This window comes from Acinetobacter sp. BHS4, assembly GCF_018454425.1.
In the GTDB taxonomy this organism is placed as follows: Bacteria; Pseudomonadota; Gammaproteobacteria; order Pseudomonadales; family Moraxellaceae; genus Acinetobacter; species Acinetobacter pittii.
In genome coordinates, this window is sequence record NZ_CP075323.1 from 2,667,198 (window position 1) to 2,687,681 (window position 20,484).

Sequence of the window (20,484 nt, forward strand, 5' to 3'; positions counted from 1 at the left end):
TACTTTCGTTAAAACTTAGCGAGCACCTGAGCTTTGTACTAAATGTACAGGCTGTTTAGGTTTTTTGACAAGAAGTAATGCAGAGATCGCTGCAATTAAAATCACTGGAATGCTTGAACCAATCACGATGGTCGAGCTTTGTCCAAGTGAGAGTAAAAAGCCAGCCATTAAAGGCCCAGCAAAAGAACCTATACGGCCAATTGCAACTGCTGAACCTACACCAGTTCCCCGCATTTCAGTTGGATAATACATTGCTGCCAGACCATACAAAGCGGATTGTCCACCTACAATAAATAAGCCACAGCCCACTGCCGAAAGTGCAAGTAAAGCAACGGTCGGAGAAATTGCTAAACAACAAAGCGAAAATAAAATGCCGAGATAAATCAGCTTAATCACAAAGCTCATGCGTAATTTATCAAGCAATACGCCCATCAGAACCGAACCTAAAATTCCGCCAACGTTGTAGCCCATCTGTACATAGTTTGCCTGTAGTTTTGATAGGCCTTGCGCACCCATCAGCAACGGTAACCAGTTCAACAAGAAATACAGTACGACTAGCGTACAGAAAAAACTGACCCAAAGCTGAATGGTTGACATACGACGTTCTTTGGCAAATAAAACTTCCAAGAATGGTGTCGTTTTTTGCGCTTGAACTTTACGTTGCAGGTAATCATTTGACTCAGGTAAAAAGCGCATAATCAGTGGAATGAGTAAAATAGGTGCAATCCCACCAATATAGAAAATATGACGCCACTCTGCATCGCCAGCCAACGACATGGCAACTACAGAAGTAAGTAATCCACCAAAAGGAATACCGCTATACATAATACTTACCGCGGTACCTTTATATTTATCAGGTACAGCTTCAGATGCCAGTGTAATCATCATTGGAAGTGCCCCACCCATTCCTAAACCAGTACAAAAACGAATGAGTAACAGCAAACTAAAGTTAGCAGCATAAGCCGTTAGCAAAGACATAATTCCAAAAAGTAAAATACTAAAAATCAGAATTTTCTTACGCCCGACAATATCGGCAAATCTACCGCCTAATATTGCACCTGGTAATGTCCCTAAAATTGCAGCACTAAACGCCCACGCCATCTGGGCATTGTCTAACATGAACTCAGCCCGCATTCGTGGAGCGGCTACCCCCATTGATTGAAGATCAAACCCTTCAAAAATTGCTATGGCAAAGCACAGTAGCAACGTGATTTTTGCCCTTGAAGGCTGTCCTGATATTTTTTCCATTGTGTTGTCCTTTATTGACTAGTCGTTCCATTTAGCCTTTTGTGCATTGTTGTTTAAACACACCAAAAATATCAGTTAAACTTACTAAAAAATCAACATATTTTTATATTAAATTAATTTAAAAAACAATTATTATTTAAAATACAATGAATTAAAAAATATTTATGAAATTTTATAAAAAAGACTTGAATGTAAGTTTAACTGATATTAAATTAAATCCCAGAACAGCTAAAAATCATTCAAGGAGTATGAAGATGAGTTATGAAAACCGCTGGGAAACAGTAGATGTCAAAGTTGAAGATGGAATTGCATGGGTAACACTAAACCGCCCAGAAAAGAAAAATGCCATGAGCCCAACACTCAATCGTGAAATGATTGATGTGCTCGAAACTCTTGAGCTTGATCAAGATGCGCGTGTTTTAGTTTTGACTGGTGCTGGTGACTCTTGGACAGCGGGTATGGATTTGAAGGAATATTTCCGTGAAGTCGACACTCAGCCTGAAATTTTCCAAGAACGTATTCGCCGTGACTCTTGTCGCTGGCAGTGGCAACTTCTTCGTATGTATTCAAAACCAACCATTGCTATGGTCAACGGCTGGTGCTTTGGAGGCGGTTTCTCACCTTTAGTGGCTTGTGACCTAGCAATTGCAGCAGATGAAGCAACTTTCGGTTTATCTGAAATTAACTGGGGAATCCCACCGGGTAACCTTGTAAGCAAAGCAATGGCAGATACCGTAGGTCACCGTGCATCTTTGTACTACATCATGACGGGCAAAACCTTTAGCGGTAAAGAAGCTGAAACCATGGGCCTTGTGAATAAAAGCGTACCGCTTGCTCAATTAAAAGCAGAAGTGACTGAACTTGCAAATTGCTTACTTGAGAAAAATCCTGTGGTTCTTCGTACCGCTAAAAATGGCTTTAAGCGTTGCCGTGAACTGACATGGGACCAAAACGAAGACTACTTATATGCCAAACTTGATCAATGTATCCACCGCGATACAGAAAATGGCCGCCAAGAAGGTTTGAAACAATTCTTAGATGAAAAATCAATTAAACCGGGTTTACAGAGTTATAAACGTACTGGTTAACTTTTGATACTTTAATGGCAATGTAAGGACGCAACCCATGCAAAATGTACAGTTACTTATTCACGGTCGATCTGTTGATGCATCAAATCAGGCAACTTTTGAGCGTATTAGCCCAATTGATGGATCAGTAGCCAGCAAAGCTGCTGCCGCAACTTTAGACGATGTTGATCGTGCAATAGACTCGGCACAACAAGCTTTTAAAGTATGGTCGAAACTCTCGCCTACCGAACGTCGCTTACGTTTATTAAAAGCAGCCGATTTAATGGACCAAAAAACCGAGCAATTCATTGAAACTGGAATGCAAGAAACAGGTTCAACTGCAACATGGTATGGGTTTAACGTTCACCTTGCTGCCAACATGTTACGTGAAGCCGCAGCCATGACCACACAAATTGACGGAAGTCTGATTCCATCAGATGTGCCGGGCAATCTTGCGATGGGTGTGCGAGTTCCTTGTGGTGTGATTGTAGGAATTGCACCTTGGAATGCGCCTGTCATTTTGGCAACACGTGCACTTGCTATGCCTTTGGCTTGTGGCAACACGGTTGTGTTAAAAGCATCGGAAGCCTGCCCAGCAACACATCGTTTAATTGGTGAAGTGTTACATGAAGCAGGTCTGGGTGAAGGTGTGGTCAATGTGATTACGCATACCGCCGAAGATGCACCACAAATCGTGGAGCGTTTAGTGTCTCATCCAGCTGTGAAACGCATTAATTTTACGGGTTCAACCAAAGTTGGAAAAATTATTGCCGAGACTGCTGCTAAATATTTAAAACCAGTTTTACTTGAATTGGGTGGTAAGGCGCCTGTCGTGGTTTTAAATGAAGCTGACATTAATGAAGCCGTAAATGCAGTTGCTTTTGGAGCATTCTTTAATCAGGGTCAAATCTGTATGTCGACCGAACGTGTTTTGGTTCAAGACAATATTGCCGATCAATTTATTGAAAAAATGATTGAAAAAACCCGTTCTATTCAGGCAGGTAATCCAACCTCAAAAGACAATGTACTCGGCGTATTAGAAAGCCGCCGCGCTGCAAACCGTATTCAGCATTTGCTGGAAGATGCTCAAAACAAAGGTGCTGACTTACCTTTAGGTATTCATATTGAAGACACCACCATGCAACCGACACTGGTCCTCAATATTAAACCAGACATGCTGCTTTACCGCGAAGAATCATTTGGGCCTGTATGCACAGTTCAACGTTTTTCAAGCATTGAAGAAGGCGTAGCACTGGCAAATGACAGCGAGTTCGGCCTTTCTTCAGCAGTGTTTAGCCAAAATATTTCACAGGCATTAGAAGTCGCTAAACAGATTGATTCGGGTATTTGTCATATTAACGGCGCAACCGTACATGACGAAGCTCAAATGCCATTTGGCGGAACAAAATCGAGTGGTTACGGACGTTTTGGTAGTAAAGTCTCTGTTGCCGAATTTACCGATTTACGCTGGATTACTATTCAAACCCAATCACGTCATTACCCGATTTAGTCAGGCTAATGCGAACACAGACATATTAAATAAAAATTGCATGATGCAAAAAAAATAAAGCGTAGTGATGCGCTTTCCATGGAGTGAAAGAAATGCAAATGAATGCCACTCAATCACAAGACCGCGAACGGTTCGTAAAATTAGGGCAACATGATATTCATTATCACCATAAAGATGACACGCTCTATATCAGCCCAAAAGAGCAATTAAAACCGTATCCACAAAAACTGACAGATCGGTTAATTCATTTTGCACAAACTAAACCAGACCATATTTTTGCAGCAAAACGCAATGCTCAAGGTGAATGGGTCAAACTGAGTTATGCAGAAGTTTTACAACGTGCATGGCACATTGCTCAAGCCTTACATGAATGTAATTTGAGCCAAGAAAGACCACTCGTCATTTTAAGTGGCAATGATCTCGAACATTTAACACTCTCTATGGGTGCCATGCTGGCGGGTGTGCCTTTCTCGGCTATTTCCCCGGCCTACTCTCTTATTTCTCAAGACTTTGGCAAACTTAAACATGTGTTTGAAGTGCTTACACCTGGTATGGTCTATGCCAGCGATGGACAAGCCTTTGCTAAAGCCATTCAAGCGTGTATTACACCTGATATTGAAGTGGTGACCAATAAAGGAATTGTGGGCGATCAGATCTGCACATCTTTTCAATCGCTATTAGATACGCCAGTTTCAAATGTTCAAGAGTTTTACCAAACCCTTGATGAAAACCAGATTGCCAAATTCTTATTTACCTCGGGTTCAACCAAACTCCCTAAAGCTGTACCGACCACGCATTTAATGTTGTGTGTTAATCAGCAAATGTTATTGCAGACTTTCCCTGAGTTTGAAGAAACACCACCTGTCCTACTCGACTGGTTGTCTTGGCACCACACGTTTGGCGGCAGTCACAATGTCGGCATCGCACTCTATAACGGCGGTACGATTTACATTGATGATGGCAAACCCGTTGCAGGAAAATTTGACGAAACCATTCGTAATCTCAAAGAAATTTCTCCAACAGTTTATTTAAATGTGCCAAAAGGTTGGGAAGAACTCACCGAAGCGTTAGAAAAAGATGAAGAATTAAGAGACCGCTTTTTTGCCAAAGTTAAAATTTTATTCTTTGCAGGTGCTGCGCTCTCAGAAGCGGGCTGGAACAGACTCGATAAAATTGCTCAGCAACATTGCGGAGAAAAAATCCGCATCATGAGCGGCTTGGGCATGACCGAAACTGCACCATCTTGCGCTTTTACAACTGGCCCACGCGTAATGGCTGGCTTTATTGGTTACCCTGCTCCGGGATGCGAAATCAAGCTAGTTCCATGTGGTGACAAACTTGAGTTTTGCGTTCGTGGCAAACATGTCATGAAAGGCTATTGGCGCCTAAAGGCGGACCAACAAAGTACTATTTTTGATGATGAAGGCTTTTTCCATACAGGCGATGCCGTTCGTTTGGTCGATATCAATGATCCAACCAAAGGACTGATGTACGACGGACGAATTGCCGAAGACTTTAAACTCAATACGGGTACTTTTGTGAATGTGGGCACACTACGCAACAAAGTGCTTATTCAAGGTAATTTACTGATTCAGGATGTTTGTATTACTGGTTCAAACCTGAATGCTGTTGGCTTTTTGATTTTTCCCAAATTAGAAGCGTGTGCTCAATATGCAGGTCTTAAGCTTGGTGAACATTCTGCAACAGAGATATTACAGCATCCTAAAGTCCAGCAATGGTTCCGCCAATTTTTAACGACCTTTAATAAAGATGCGACTGGCAGCTCAAATACAGTCTCAATACTTTATTTAATGACCGAGCCACCTCAACTCGATGCAGGCGAAGTGACCGATAAAGGCAACCTCAATCAAAGCAGTATTACGAAACGTCGTGCAGCTTTAATTGATGAACTTTATCAAAAGCAGACTGATAACCCGCTGATTATACGGGTGCCCACCTTAAAGCAATAAGCAATTGAAATAAAAAAGGAAGCTCAAACTTCGCTTTGGGCCTTAGCCTCACTTTTGCCTAAAAAAAGGTTCAACATGCCACACGATACAGAATTTGAACTATTTCGAGACAGCTACCGCAGGTTCTTAAAAGAACAGGTTGCTCCGTATTATGAACAGTGGGAACACGATGGCCTCATCCCGCGTGATCTATGGCTTCGTCTTGGGGAAAATGGCTTTTTGTGCGTCGATGTACCCGAAGAATATGGTGGCTACGGTGCTCCTGTTCATTACTCACTCATGCTGGTTCAAGAAACTGCTCAAGCTGGTTTTGCATCTTTAGCGGTTGCCATTGGCGGGCAAAATGAGTTGGTCTCACCTTATCTGCAAAATATTGGAACTGAAGAGCAAAAACGTTATTGGTTACCCAAAATGGTGACAGGTGAAGTCGTCACTGCAATTGCCATGACCGAAGCCAATGCTGGTTCAGACTTACAAGCCATACGCACTCAAGCGATTTTAGAAAATGACCAATATCGTGTGAATGGTTCAAAAACTTTTATTTCAAATGGTTTGCATGCCGACCTGATTGTTCTGGTGGCAAAAACTGATCCACAAGCCAAAGCAAAAGGTATTTCGATTTTTCTAGTTGATGCTGCATTAGACGGCGTTAAAAAAGGTCGCTCTTTGCAAAAAATCGGGTTACATGCCCAAGATACAGCTGAACTATTTTTTGATGATGTTTGTGTGCCTGCAACTCAGCGTTTGGGTGAAGAAAGACAAGGCTTTGCCTATTTAATGCAAGAGTTACCTCGCGAACGTTTAAGCATTTCAATGATGGCTTTGGGGTCAATTTTAGGCGCCATCGAAATCACCAAAGACTATGTACTAGAGCGTAAAGCTTTCGGGCAACCTTTAAGCCAAATGCAAAACACGCGATTTGTACTCGCAAACGCGCAAATTAAGGCAAAAGCCGCTCAAGCTTTTGTAGACCAATGTGCAGCGCTTTATCAACAACACCAGTTAAGCGTAACCCAAGTTGCTGCATTGAAATGTTTTATTACCGATGTCCAATGTGAAGTGATTGATCAATTACTTCAGCTTTTTGGTGGCTACGGTTACATGCAGGAATATCCGATTTCACGCTTTTTTGTGGATGCACGGGTACAAAAAATTTATGGGGGAACCAATGAAATTATGAAAGAAATCGTGGCCCGAGAACTGCTCGGAAAATAATTCGATTTAAAACCAAACAAGGCAGACACAACAACTATGCCTTGTTTAAAACAAAAAAATGTTATTTCAGGAAGAAATGCTATGTCGAAATTATGGATGTACTCTACCCTCATGCTCTCTGGTTCAGTGTGGGCTGGCAATTTTATTAACAATAGCTCAGTAGAACTCACCACGCGAAATTTCTATTTTGACCGCGACTATCAAGAGCAATCTGCTTACCCTGCTGCCAAGGACTGGACACAAGGGTTTATTCTCAAAGCCAATTCAGGTTATACCGAAGGGACTGTCGGATTTGGGCTGGATGTGCTTGCAACGGCGGGTTTTAAACTTGATGCCGATGCAGAGCATGGCGGTACAGGAAACTTACCTAGAGACACGCGTACCAATGAACCCACTGACTCTTATGGCGAAATTGGGGTCACAGCAAAAGCAAAAATGAGCCAAACCGAGCTACGCATTGGTACGCTAATGCCAATGAACCCTGTTTTAGTAGCGTCACCTGCTCGTTTGCTTCCTCAAACCTATCGAGGAATTTCACTGACCAGTAAAGATATTAAAGATTTTGATTTACAGGCAGCCTACCTCGATAAAGTGAATCATCGTGATTCAACCAACTATGAAAAAATTAAAATTTCAGGGGTGAATGGACGATTTAAAAGTGCCGAAACTGATGGGCTTTATTACTTAGGTGGAAACTATCAGTTTAATCCCGCACTCAAGCTCACCGCTTTTTATATGGACGTTGATGATCTTTATAACCAAACCATGGTCGGTGCTTTACATCAACACAAAATTAATGACACCACTAATTTTAGCTCGCAATTACGTTACTACCGCAGCCGAGATGACGGACAAGCAAAAGCAGGCTTAGTCGATAATGACCTCTATCATGCGCATTTCGAACTTAAACATCAAAACCATAAATTTATTTTTGGAACTTTCCAACATCACGGCGACACCGCCTTTCCGTATTTGACTGGAGGTGAAACTGGGCTTCTCATTGACACATGGCCGGGTGAGTTTTTAAACCCAAAAGAAAAAGCCTATAGCTTCCGTTATGAATATGACTTTAAAGATTATGTACCGGGTTTACGTTTTATGACTCGTTACACCACAGGTCACAATATTTATGCACCTAACTTAGGCGGTACCAATTTAAAAGAGCGCGAAACAGACTTTGATTTAGGCTACACAGTTCAAAGTGGCTGGTTGAAAAATCTAGGGTTACGCGCGCGTTATGCCATTTATGACAATAACATGCTCTCTACAGCAAATATTAAACCTGTCAACGAAACCCGTATCAACATTGACTACACATGGAAATTTAAATAATTCAAAACGAGAGGTTCTGTCACACATAGAACCTCTTTTTATTTCGGGAAATTCATCATGAAGAAAGTTGTAACGCTACTCTGCGGAATTTGTCTCATTGCCTTAACTCATGCCGAAACACAATATAGCCCGCCACCTATTCAGCTTGAGCCTTTAGCAAAATTTAGTGTTGATCTAAATGCGCCTGTTTGGGAGTTAGGCACCACCAGTGATGCAGGTAAACGCCGAATTATTCCCATTACAGGTGGGACATTCGAGGGCAAATCACTTAAGGGCCGCATTTTAAATAATGGCGCAGATTGGCAAATTGTCGACAGTAAAGGACTAGCCATTATTGATACACGATATTTGTTAGAAACCGATGACGGTGCACTTATTTATCTTCAAACCAAAGGTTACCGCCATGGCTCGGCAGAAACACTAAAACAGCTTGCCCAAGGCAAAGATGTCGACCCGAAAAATTACTATTTCAAAATTACCATGCAGTTTGAAACCAGCTCACCTAAATATTCATGGCTTAACCAGACCGTTGCGGTAGGTAGTGCAATGCGCTTGGGCAAAGCGGTTATTTATGATGCCTACACCTTGAAATAATAATTTTTATAACACTTACAAAAAGGATGGAGCCTTCATTATGGATCAAAAAACTTTAGAACACTTACCGCCCATCCATCACCATTTGGGTGGACATAATATCCATTGGAATGACCAAAACACTGAACTTAACATCCATTACACAACCCTAGAAAGCTTTACTAATCCACGCGGCACCGTTGAAGGCGGCATGATCTGCGCCATGCTTGATGACGTGATGGGACTTTTTGCATATCTCGCCAATGACCATAAACCCGCTACCACCATCAATTTAACGATGGATTTTTTAAGGCCCTGTGCTGTGGGCGAAGTTATTACAAAATGCCGTTTCATTAAACAAGGAAAAACGGTACTGAATCTCGAAAGTGAAGCTTGGCAAAACAACAAAATGATTGCACGAAGCACAGCTAATTTTCTGGTTTTAGACTAATTGCGACCATTCATTCAATAAGGATATGAATAAATGAATTACACCAACAATAAACGAATTTTGACCCACTCCGCTTTAGTACTTGCCATGCTTGGCGCTTTGACAGGCTGTGGAAGTGATAATGATGACACAACGGTTCCCTCAACAACAAAACCACCTCAGTTGTCTCCGGCTGTGGGCGTAAAAATGACAGGAAGCTGTTCAGACTTACTCGGATTTCAGTACAATAATACTGTCATTAGCTCTGCCACCCTTCAAGAAGCAGGCACATTGACTGTCGCCAACAAACCGATTGGCGCACATTGTTTGGTCAAAGGTTATATGGATCAACGGGTAAGCCCTGTCGATGGACAAACTTATCAAATTGGTTTTGAAATGCGCTTACCAATAGACTGGAACGGCCGTTTCCTCTATCAAGGCAATGGCGGAACCGATGGTAATTTAGTCCCTGCAACAGGTCAGGTCGGTAGCGGTGGTCCACTGACCAATGCCCTGCATGATGGTTTTGCGGTTATTTCTTCCGATGCTGGACATAATGCTTCACAAAATCCAATGTTTGGTTTAGACCCTCAAGCCAGAATTAACTACGGCTACGGTGCGATTACCAAACTCACGCCTATGGCAAAAAATCTAATTAAAGCCGCATATGGTAAATTGCCAGACCGCTCCTATGCAGGCGGTACATCTAATGGTGGGCGACACGCCATGATTGCAGCAACCCGTTTAGGTGATCAATATGATGGAATTTTAGCAAGCACACCGGGTTTTCACCTACCACGTGCAGCCGCGGCTCAACTCTACACAGCACAACAGCTTCGTCGTGTCGCAACAGATGAAAATGATTTAAGTACCGCCCTCACTCTTTCAGAGCGTAAATTATTAGCAAAAGCGATTTTAGATCGATGCGATACCTTAGACGGAGTTGCAGATGGACTTGTTCAAGATGTTGAGGCTTGCCGTACTGCTTTTGATATTCACAAAGATGTACCCGTTTGCTCAAGCACAAGAAATGGTACTTGTTTAAGTACCGAACAAATTGATGTATTAGCCAACATTTATCGTGGCCCTGTAAATTCGGCTGGACAAGCGCTCTATGCACCCCAGCCTTTCGACCCTGGTTTAGTCGGCAGTAACTGGGCAAGCTGGAAATTTGAATCTTCGGTGGGAACAGCACGTGACCCCGTTGCAGTCGGCATTCTTTTTCAGGTTCCACCAGACCCAACTGTGACTCAAAATTCTAGACAATTTGCCTTTAATTTTAACTTCGATACCGACTATCCAAAACTATCGGCAACCAATGATGTTTATACTGAAAGTTCGATGTCTTTCATGATGCCACCAGATGAACTTAATCTAGATAAACTCCGTAATCACGGTGGAAAAATGATTGTGGTACAAGGCACAGCAGACGGCGTTTTCTCTGTCGATGACACCCAAAATTGGTACGATCAACTGCTACAACACTATAAAAATGATGCAAAAGGTACAGCACCTGAATTTGCACGTTTCTTTAGAGTTCCGGGCATGAACCATACCCGTGATGGCATTGCTACCGACCAATTTGATGCATTGACTGCTTTAGTTAACTGGGTGGAATATGGGCAAGCACCTGACAAAATCATTGCAACCGCACGCGGCGCAGGTAACCCGAGTGGACAAGTGAATACTGAACTTCCTCAAGATTGGGCGCCTGACCGTACTCGTCCACTTTGCCCTTACCCACTGATTGCCCGTTACAATGGTCAAGGTGATAGCGAAAAAGCTGAAAACTTTAGCTGTAAATAGCACCCTATAAAATTAAAAGAGAGCTTAACAGGCTCTCTTTTTTATCTTAATCTTAGCTCAAGCTTTACTGCTTAAACTTTTTAATACTTTTAGACAAATGAGCTCGCATCATTTGTCTAGCCAACAAACCATCCTGATCGACAATTGCGTTATAAATATTGACATGATCATGGTGAACCGCTTTTAAATATTCTTCGCGATTTTCAGGACTTTGCTCAATAGATTTAACACGTGCACGTGGAATAATTTTTTCGCCAAGATACTTTAAAAAATCAACGAAATATTGGTTTTCAGAAGCTTCAGCAATGGCAATATGGAAATCATAGTCAGCTTTTACCGTACCATCATTTGCATCTGAAGAAATATGTCGTTCAAAGTCTTCAAGCGCAGCTTTCATTTTATCAATATGGATTTGCTTACGGCGCTCAGATGCTAAAAAGACAGCTTCAGATTCAAGACTAATCCTAAGCTCAAGCAAGGAAATAATGTCATTAATGGTTTCTAAACTGGCATTAGACAACAGAAAATTTTGCTCAACTGTCTGCTCTTTGACAAAAGTACCAATTCCGTGACGAGTCTCGACAAATCCTAATGAACGCAACTCAGTAATTGCTTCGCGAATGACAGAACGGCTTACTTCAAAAGTTTCAATTAATTCAAGTTCGGTCGGGATCTTTTCTCCAACTTTAAATTCTCCAGACTGAATTTTTTCGATCAGTTGTTCTACAATAATCTGGCTTAGTTTTTTTGTTGATCTAGGTTTAATTGCGCTAGACATAATCTGAAGAACTCATGAAATGTTGAAAAAAATTATAAAATTCATTTTACTATAAACTTAGCCGATAGTCATATTCGGTTTTTAGATCCCTAAGTTATTAAAAATAAAATATTTTCTCTCACTTATTAAACCACTACTCATATTTAAAAAGTAAGCAATTTGTGCTTATTTAAATATTTAACAATTCATTGAATAAGTTAAAAAATATGCAGCTCAATACTCTTGATTAAGCTGCACCATTTTTAAATTTGGGCCTGACTTAACCGCCCATTGACCAGACGAGTAATCTGTAGTGGATTACTATCTTTTAATGCATCTGGTAATAAAACTTGTGGTGTATTTTGGAAACATACCGGACGCAAGAAACGCTCAATCGCTCCCGTACCTACCGAAGTTCCGCGTGCATCACTAGTTGCAGGGAAAGGACCACCATGTACCATAGCATCCGATACCTCTACCCCTGTCGGGAAACCGTTAAACAATACACGGCCAGCTTTACGGGTTAACAAATCAAGAAGCTCGCCTGCCTTAGACAATTCATTTTCATCACCAATAATGGTTGCTGTAAGCTGTCCACCTAAAGCTTCAATACCCTTCAACAGAGTGGCTTCATCTTCGACCGCAATCACAATCGACATCGGTCCGAAAACTTCATGTTGTAGTTTTGGGTTACCTGACAATAAAACAGATTGGTCCGCTTTAAATAGATGTGCTTTTGCTTGAGAAACCAACTCAGGTTCCCGACCCGATGCAATGACCTCAAAACCAGCTTCATTTATTAATGCATCAATACCAGTTCGATAGCTTTTTAAAGTACCTTCATTCAACATAACCTGAGGTACGGCTTTCTGCGTGTTTTCAGCTAAAGCTGTAATAAAGCGGTCAAACTCGGGGCCTTTTATACCTAAAATTAGACCTGGTTTTGTACAGAACTGGCCACAACCCATATTAAAAGAAGCAACCGTATCTTGTGCAATCTGTTCACCACGTGAATGAAGTGCTTCAGGTAAAACCACCACAGGGTTCACACTCGACATTTCAGCAAAGAATGGAATTGGCTGAGGACGGCTCTGCGCAAGGTTATAAAGTGCCATTCCTCCTTCAAGTGAACCTGTAAAACCAGCTGCCTGAATGAGTGGATGTTCTACCAAGTTTGCACCAATACGGCCACCAAAAATCATATTGAATGTACCTTTAGGCATACCGCAAACATCAATTGCTTTTTCAATGGCTTCTGCAACAAGCTCAGCAGTCGCCATATGGCCAGAGTGTGCTTTAAAGACAACCGGACACCCTGCTGCTAAAGCAGCTACGGTATCACCGCCTGCAGTTGAAAATGCAAGTGGAAAATTACTTGCACCAAACACGGCAACTGGTCCTACCCCAACTTTATATTGACGCAAATCGACACGCGGCAAAGGCTTACGTTCTGGCAATGCCACATCAATACGGGCACCATAAAAATCGCCGCGGCGTAAAAGTTCAGCAAATAGTCTTAGCTGTCCAGTAACACGGCCTGTCTCCCCTTGAAGACGAGCAAGTGGCAAACCTGTTTCAAGTGAAGCGACTTCTTGCAGGTTGGCACCTAATGCTTCAATTTGGCGAGCAATTTCTTCAAGAAAAGAGGCACGTTGTTCTTGAGTCGTTTGGCTATAAACTAAAAAAGCGTTATGTGCAGCTTGAGCAGCCTGATCTACTTCTTCAAGTGTTGCCTGACTAAATACATAACCTGTTGGCTGATAGTCTTTTGCACCTATACTTTCTAAAGCTGGCGCATTTACAGCAACGCGTTGACCATTAATAAACTGCCGACCGTTATTTTTACTCATTTTAAAGCTCCAATACCTAAACAGTTAGAATTATTGCGGACCAAGTGTCGCAATGAGAGCAGCCAAATCTTCATAGTCTGCTTGAGTTAAATCACTTAATGGTGGACGCACAGGACCTGCATCATGCCCAACAATTTTGGCACCTGCTTTAATCATGCTTACCGCATAACCTGATTTACGGTCGCGAATTTTAATCAGTGGCAAGAAGAAATCTTTAATCAAACGATTGGTTGTTTCAAAGTCATCACTGCGAAGCGCGTTATAAAACTCCATAGCAGTCTTTGGAATAAAGTTAAATACAGCTGACGAGTAAACTGGGCAACCTAAGGCTTTATATGGCGCTGCAAAAACTTCTGCTGTCGGCAAGCCACCTAAATATGACAAACGGTCTCCAATAGTCTGAGTCACTGCCGTCATCATATCAATTTGGCCAGAGCTGTCTTTAAAACCGATTAAGTTCGGGCACATCTCAGTTAACTTTTGGATCGAATCGAGATTTAATCTTGATACGCTACGGTTATAAAAAATTACGCCAAAGTCTACTGAATTACATACTTGCTTAACGTGTTCAATTAAACCCTCTTGGCTTGCTTCAGTTAAGTAATGCGGCATTAACAAAATACCGTGTGCACCTAAGCGCTCTGCTTCTTTTGCCTGTTCAATCGCCTGACGTGTCGGACCACCTGCCCCAGCAATAATCGGTACACTGCCTTTGCATGTATCTACCGCAGTTTTAATTACTTCAGAATATTCATTGCCAGTTAATGAGAAAAACTCACCTGTACCACCTGCAGCAAATAAAGCACTTGCGCCGTATGGAGCTAACCACTCAAGACGTTTTGCATAAGAAGACTTATTAAAATCTCCGTTTTGATCGAAATCTGTTACTGGGAAAGACAGTAAACCATCAGAAATAATGTTTTTTAACTCAAGAGCATCCATTTGCAAGTTTCCATACATGTTTATGTTGTCAGACATCTTACATCATCAATCTAATTTCTTTCAATATCTTTTTTCTTTTTAAAATTAATTTTTTTATAGCAATAAAAAAGCTGCCCCAAAGGACAGCTATCAATTCAATATTTAAATACGAATCGAGTCAGATTAACGAACCAAACATGGCTTTTTATTATTAAAAGTCCAATTAGGAATTAGAAATTGCATCGCATCGGCATCATTACGAGCCCCTAAACCTTTTAATTTATACAGTTCATGGGCTTGATTAATTCGGTCCCAGTCCAGCTCAACCCCAAGTCCCGGTGCTGTTGGTACCTGAATTTTACCGTCTTTAATTTCAAGCGGTGCTTTAGTCAGTTGATCTGTACCTTCTTGCCAAATCCAGTGCGTATCAATTGCAGTCACATTACCCACGGCAGCCGCTGCAACATGGGTAAACATGGCAAGGGAAATATCAAAGTGATTATTTGAATGCGATCCCCACGTTAAGTTATACATTTTACATAACTGAGAAACACGCACCGAACCTTCCAATGTCCAGAAATGCGGGTCAGCTAAAGGAATATCAACAGCTTGCAATTGAATACTATGCGACATTTCCCGCCAGTCGGTCGCAACCATATTCGTGGCGGTCGGTAACCCCGTTGCTCGCTTAAACTCAGCCATAATTTCACGGCTTGAATAACCTTGCTCTGCACCACACGGATCTTCCGCATAGGCCAGCACACCTTTTAAATGTTTACCTAAAGCAATTGCTTCATCTAAAAACCACGCACCATTTGGATCAAGCGTCACACGTGCATCCGGGAAACGGCGCGCGATAGCTGTAACAGCTTCGGCTTCTTGTTCGCCCTGTAATACACCACCTTTTAATTTAAAGTCTTTAAACCCATAACGGTCATAAGATGCTTCTGCTAAACGCTGCACAGCCTCAGGTGTTAACGCTTTTTCATGACGGACTTTATACCAATCATGGTTATGTTGAGGTGTAGTCGCATAGTCTAATGAAGTCTGTTTTCGGTCGCCGATAAAGAATAAATATCCTAATACTTCAACTTCACTACGTTGCTGGCCTTCACCTAGTAAGCTTGCGACATTCACATTTAAATGCTTGCCCAGCAAATCAAGTAATGCTGACTCATAAGCCGTTACAACATGAATTGTGGTACGTAAATCAAAGGTTTGATTGCCTCGACCACCACTGTCACGATCGGCAAAAGTTTGCTGAATTTTTTTGAGCAAGTTTTTATATTCACCAATCGGTTGTCCTTCTACTAAGGCTTTAGCATCATTTAATGTCGCTAAAATTTTCTCTCCGCCTGGAATTTCACCTACACCAATATTTCCAGAGTTATCTTCAATGATGAGTATATTACGAGTGAAATAAGGTCCATGGGCACCACTCAAATTGAGCAGCATACTATCATGCCCAGCAACAGGGATTGCTCGAATCGATTTAACAATAGGTGTAGAGGTCGCCATTAAAATACTCCTTGGCATACTGATACTATTTTTTCATCACCAAAACTTATAAGACATCAGACAACTTGTCAATATAAACTCGCACAAAAATTATTTTTCGAGCCTACTTGCCAAAATAATATTTTTAATCATATGATGTCATACATCTAAAGGCGCGGTTTTAGAATTAGGACTATAGAGTAGATACAACATTCCGTTTTCTCATCTATTCTATCGATGAATTTGACATGACGTCACCTATTTCACGGATATGCAAATAGGTCGATTATTAAAAAGAGTTTGTATATGGATAATCTGCAAACAAATATTGCTGTAGTGACTCAGCAAAGAGCCAAGCATACAAAAACTCGCTATTACATTCTTGCGATGATTTTTTTGGTCACGGCTTTTAATTACGGTGATCGTGCAACTCTCTCAATGGCAGCAACGCCAATGTCTCATGAACTGGGAATTGACTCAGTCACTATGGGATATATTTTCTCGGCCTTTGCATGGGCCTATGTGATTGGTCAAATTCCAGGTGGCTGGCTACTCGATAAGTTTGGTGCTCGCCGTGTATATTTCTGGAGCCTGTTTTTATGGTCTTTGTTCACTGTTTTAATCGGTTTTACCGACATTTTAGGTGATACTGCGACCATCATTACTTCACTCTTTATACTCAGATTTTTAGTCGGTTTGTCTGAGTCACCTGCTTTTCCGGGTAACAGTAAAATTGCTGCTGCATGGTTTCCAACCAAAGAACGTGGAACTGCCGCTGCCATTTTTAACTCATCCTCTTATTTCTCGACCGTACTTTTCGCTCCCCTCATGGGCTGGCTTGTTGCAACCGTCCACTGGCAGTCTATTTTCTGGGTCATGGGTGGTTTAGGAATCATTCTTTCCTTTATCTGGCTCAAGGTCATTTATAGCCCGACCAATCATCCAACAGTAAATCCTGAAGAAGTAAAATACATTGCTTCAGAAGGTGCTTTACTCGATATGGGCGAAAACAGCCAAAACGCTAAAAAAGAGAAAATTACTTGGAGTAAAGTTAAACAACTGCTTGCTTCACGTATGATGCTCGGTATTTTTATTGGTCAATATTGTGTAAATACACTGACCTATTTTTTCTTGACTTGGTTCCCTGTTTACCTTGTCAAAGAAAGACATCTCAGCATTTTAGAAGCGGGTTTTGCAGCGGTTGCACCAGCACTCTGTGGCTTTGTAGGCGGAATTTTAGGTGGCTTAATTTCAGATAAGTTAATTCGAATGAATTACAGCTTAAGCTTTTCGAGAAAGCTCCCTATCGTCGTCGGCTTCTTGGTCTCAACCTCAATCATTATGTGTAATTACGTCGACTCTCAAGCAGCAATCGTATTCTTTATGTCCTTATCATTCTTCGGTAAAGGAATTGGCTCTTTAGGTTGGGCTGTGATGTCTGACGTTGCACCAAAAGAAATGGTTGGTTTATCAGGTGGAATGATGAATGCATTTGGTAATACGGCAGGAATCGTGACCCCAATTGTGATCGGCTATATCTTGGCAAGTACTGGTTCTTTCAACCTTGCATTAACTTATGTCGGTGTACATGCCATCGCAGCTGTCATTTGCTATACCGTTATTGTCGGCAAGATTCAACGCTTCGAGTTAAAACCTACCTCTTAAACCTTTACACCATAACGCTTAACTAACTTAAGCGTTATGACCTCTCTTCAAATGTATACAAGGAACGATCATGCTGAAGCCTCTCCTAATAAGAATCAGTCCTCTCGATAATGTAGCCATTGTAGTCAATGACGGTGGCTTACCATCCTCTACATATATTGAAGAATACCAACTCACCTTGGTTGATGAGGTACCACAAGGACATAAGGTTTTATTGGAGCCGTTAAAGCAAGGTGAAGCAATTGTTCGTTATGGGGAAATTATTGGCTATGCCAATAAAGATTTACCCGCGGGTTCATGGGTAAATGAAGCCGTTACCCAAATGCCTGAGGCACCTGAGCTAGATGATCTTGAGTTAGCAACTCGTCCTGATCCAAACCTTCCAGCCTTGAGCGGATATACATTTAAAGGTTATAAAAATAAGGATGGTAGCGTCGGCACAAAGAATATTTTAGGTATTACGACCAGTGTTAACTGTGTAGAGGGTATTGTCGATTATGTCGTTAAAATTATTGAGCGCGATTTACTTCCAAAATATCCAAATGTAGATGGTGTAGTTGGATTAAACCATTTATATGGTTGTGGTGTAGCAATTGATGCACCCGCTGCAATTGTTCCTATTCGTACCATACATAACCTTGCACTCAACCCTAATTTTGGTGGAGAAATTATGGTTATAAGTCTGGGCTGCGAAAAAATGCAACCCGAACGACTTTTAAATATTCCCAAAGAAAACAAATATATTCCCCTAGCAAACGAAGATATTATTCAGTTGCAAGATGAACGCCACAACGGTTTTGAAAGTATGGTGAACCATATTTTAACCGTGGCAGAACAACACCTTGAAAAGCTTAATCAACGTACTCGAGAAAAAGTTCCAGCTTCTAATTTAGTTGTAGGCATGCAATGTGGTGGGAGTGATGCATTTTCGGGAGTCACCTCTAACCCTGCCGTTGGTTTCGCAGCTGACCTAATTGTGCAATGTGGCGGCACCGTCATGTTTTCGGAAGTTACAGAAGTCCGCGATGGCATTCACCTACTTACTCCACGCGCAGTAAATGAACAAGTTGCCAAAGATCTAATTCGAGAAATGAAATGGTACGATGACTACTTAGCAGCAGGCCAAGTAGACCGAAGTGCCAATACCACACCGGGTAATAAAAAAGGTGGACTAAATAACATTGTAGAAAAAGCGATGGGATCGATCGCCAAATCGGGCCGCTCACCGATTGTAGAAGTTCTCGCACCGGGTCAAAGACCGACTAAAAAAGGATTAATTTTTGCAGCAACGCCATCAAGTGACTTTATCTGTGGTACGCAGCAAATGGCATCTGGAATTACGGTCCAAGTCTTTACCACAGGCCGCGGTACACCTTATGGGCTGGCAGCTGTGCCGGTTATTAAAATGGCAAGCCGAAACAATATTGCAAACCGTTGGTATGACCTGATTGATATCAGTGCCGGCGATATAGCTATTGGGAAGAAAACCATTGAAGACGTGGGCTGGGAACTTTTTGAACTGATTTTACAAGTGGCTAGTGGTGAGCAGCAAACGTGGTCGGACCGTTGGGGTATTCATAACTCACTCGCTGTATTTAACCCAGCACCCGTGACCTAATAAGGTTTATAAGATGAGGTTATATCACCTCATCTTTCTTATTTCCCATATTAATTACGACACATTTCACCAAAACTTAACATCGCTGCTAAAATAACATCGAAAACCAAAAACTCATTTCTCTATGCAAAATCAGACTGCTTCAAATCTCCCCTCAACTCAACTTGGAAAAGCACTGCTTTGTCTTATGACATCAGCATTATTATTTTCCATTATGGGAGTGTGCATTCGTTTTGCTTCAGAAACGGTAGACAATGCGACCGTCGTATTTTTTAGAAATGCTGTAGGTTTATTTATTTTTATTCCGATGCTCTTTAAACAGGGGCTAGATTTTATTAAAACCGATAAACTCTGGATGCATACGTGGCGAAGTATTGTCGGCCTAGCCGCCATGTATGGTTTTTTCTATGCCATTGCGAACTTAAAACTATCGAACGCCATGGTTTTTAGTTATTCATCTCCTATCTTTATTCCACTGATTGCATGGCTTTTCTTAAAAGAAAAAATTACCAAATCGATGATTTTTGCCGCTGTGATTGGACTCATTGGGGTTTTATTTGTGGCTAAACCCGACCAAGGTCTATTTAACGCATTGTCTTTTATTGGCTTGGGTGCATGCTTTTTATCAGCAATGGCTTTTGTCACCGTAAGAGCTTTAACCAGTACAGAGCCACCTGAACGTATCGTTTTTTACTTCTGTGTTTTTGGTAGTTTAATTTCCTCTATTCCAATGTTCTGGCATTGGCGTATTTTCACTTGGCATGAACTAGCATTACTCATTGCCGCAGGACTTTTAGCAAATATAAGTCAACTGTTTATGTCTTATGCTTACAGCCTAGCACCAGCGGGACAAATTGGCCCAATGAACTATATTGCCATTATTTTTGCAGGAATTTGGGGATTTGTTTTTTGGCATGAATTACCTGATCTGTTTAGCATTATCGGCATATTTATTATTTTATTTGCGATTTTGCTCTGTAATCCATTTTTGCAGAAAAAGTTACTTTCTCGATTTAAATAACAAA

At 41.4% G+C, this 20,484-nt stretch carries 16 protein-coding genes; 11 read left to right on the plus strand and 5 right to left on the minus strand.

The genetic code is table 11. The annotated features are described in order from the left end of the window. Nucleotides 1-15: 15 nt before the first annotated feature. A complete protein-coding gene (mhpT, locus tag KIP84_RS12890; protein WP_130625628.1) occupies nt 16-1,248 on the minus strand; it encodes a 3-(3-hydroxy-phenyl)propionate transporter MhpT in 1,233 nt (410 codons plus the stop codon). Nucleotides 1,249-1,496: 248 nt separating this feature from the next. Between mhpT and KIP84_RS12895 the strand changes: the two genes are divergently transcribed. The 8 genes from KIP84_RS12895 to KIP84_RS12930 all read left to right on the plus strand — a co-directional run bounded on the left by KIP84_RS12895 (nt 1,497) and on the right by KIP84_RS12930 (nt 11,151). Further along, the gene (locus tag KIP84_RS12895) at nt 1,497-2,336 is read left to right on the plus strand and encodes a p-hydroxycinnamoyl CoA hydratase/lyase (protein ID WP_169538806.1); all 840 of its coding nucleotides are present in this window, start codon (nt 1,497-1,499) and stop codon (nt 2,334-2,336) included. A 37-nt stretch (nt 2,337-2,373) separates the two neighbouring features. Continuing rightward, nucleotides 2,374-3,825 (plus strand): aldehyde dehydrogenase, encoded by a 1,452-nt coding sequence (locus KIP84_RS12900; protein ID WP_213688667.1) that lies wholly within the window; start codon nt 2,374-2,376, stop codon nt 3,823-3,825. Between the two features lie 83 nt (nt 3,826-3,908). Further along, the gene (locus KIP84_RS12905; protein WP_213688668.1) at nt 3,909-5,795 is read left to right on the plus strand and encodes a feruloyl-CoA synthase; all 1,887 of its coding nucleotides are present in this window, start codon (nt 3,909-3,911) and stop codon (nt 5,793-5,795) included. Between the two features lie 75 nt (nt 5,796-5,870). Beyond that, entirely contained in the window at nt 5,871-7,010 is a 1,140-nt protein-coding gene (locus KIP84_RS12910) for an acyl-CoA dehydrogenase family protein (RefSeq protein ID WP_213688669.1), read from the plus strand. A gap of 81 nt (nt 7,011-7,091) precedes the next feature. Beyond that, a complete protein-coding gene (locus tag KIP84_RS12915) occupies nt 7,092-8,342 on the plus strand; it encodes an OprD family porin (protein ID WP_213688670.1) in 1,251 nt (416 codons plus the stop codon). 57 nt (nt 8,343-8,399) lie between these two features. Then, the gene (locus KIP84_RS12920) at nt 8,400-8,936 is read left to right on the plus strand and encodes a DUF3237 domain-containing protein (RefSeq protein WP_064784974.1); all 537 of its coding nucleotides are present in this window, start codon (nt 8,400-8,402) and stop codon (nt 8,934-8,936) included. Between the two features lie 40 nt (nt 8,937-8,976). Then, on the plus strand, nt 8,977-9,366 hold the full coding sequence (locus KIP84_RS12925; RefSeq protein WP_213688671.1) for a PaaI family thioesterase: 390 nt from the start codon (nt 8,977-8,979) through the stop codon (nt 9,364-9,366). Nucleotides 9,367-9,399: 33 nt separating this feature from the next. After that, on the plus strand, nt 9,400-11,151 hold the full coding sequence (locus KIP84_RS12930) for a tannase/feruloyl esterase family alpha/beta hydrolase (RefSeq protein ID WP_213688672.1): 1,752 nt from the start codon (nt 9,400-9,402) through the stop codon (nt 11,149-11,151). Nucleotides 11,152-11,215: 64 nt separating this feature from the next. Here KIP84_RS12930 and KIP84_RS12935 read toward each other — a convergent pair whose 3' ends face one another. The 4 genes from KIP84_RS12935 to gudD form a co-directional block, all read right to left on the minus strand. Next, nucleotides 11,216-11,929, minus strand: coding sequence for a FadR/GntR family transcriptional regulator (locus KIP84_RS12935; RefSeq protein ID WP_000092890.1), 714 nt, complete (start codon nt 11,927-11,929; stop codon nt 11,216-11,218). Between the two features lie 242 nt (nt 11,930-12,171). Beyond that, on the minus strand, nt 12,172-13,758 hold the full coding sequence (locus tag KIP84_RS12940) for an aldehyde dehydrogenase (NADP(+)) (RefSeq protein WP_213688673.1): 1,587 nt from the start codon (nt 13,756-13,758) through the stop codon (nt 12,172-12,174). Nucleotides 13,759-13,788: 30 nt separating this feature from the next. Then, a complete protein-coding gene (gene kdgD / locus KIP84_RS12945; RefSeq protein ID WP_000339250.1) occupies nt 13,789-14,700 on the minus strand; it encodes a 5-dehydro-4-deoxyglucarate dehydratase in 912 nt (303 codons plus the stop codon). Nucleotides 14,701-14,862: 162 nt separating this feature from the next. Continuing rightward, complete coding sequence (gene gudD / locus KIP84_RS12950) at nt 14,863-16,197, minus strand: glucarate dehydratase (RefSeq protein ID WP_005129160.1); 1,335 nt, start codon at nt 16,195-16,197, stop codon at nt 14,863-14,865. A 285-nt stretch (nt 16,198-16,482) separates the two neighbouring features. Between gudD and KIP84_RS12955 the strand changes: the two genes are divergently transcribed. From KIP84_RS12955 to KIP84_RS12965, 3 genes are all read left to right on the plus strand, one after another. Further along, complete coding sequence (locus KIP84_RS12955) at nt 16,483-17,841, plus strand: MFS transporter (protein WP_047480210.1); 1,359 nt, start codon at nt 16,483-16,485, stop codon at nt 17,839-17,841. Between the two features lie 70 nt (nt 17,842-17,911). Then, the gene (gene garD, locus KIP84_RS12960; RefSeq protein ID WP_213688674.1) at nt 17,912-19,459 is read left to right on the plus strand and encodes a galactarate dehydratase; all 1,548 of its coding nucleotides are present in this window, start codon (nt 17,912-17,914) and stop codon (nt 19,457-19,459) included. Nucleotides 19,460-19,583: 124 nt separating this feature from the next. Beyond that, entirely contained in the window at nt 19,584-20,480 is an 897-nt protein-coding gene (locus tag KIP84_RS12965) for a DMT family transporter (protein WP_001181009.1), read from the plus strand. The last annotated feature ends 4 nt before the right edge of the window (nt 20,481-20,484 follow it).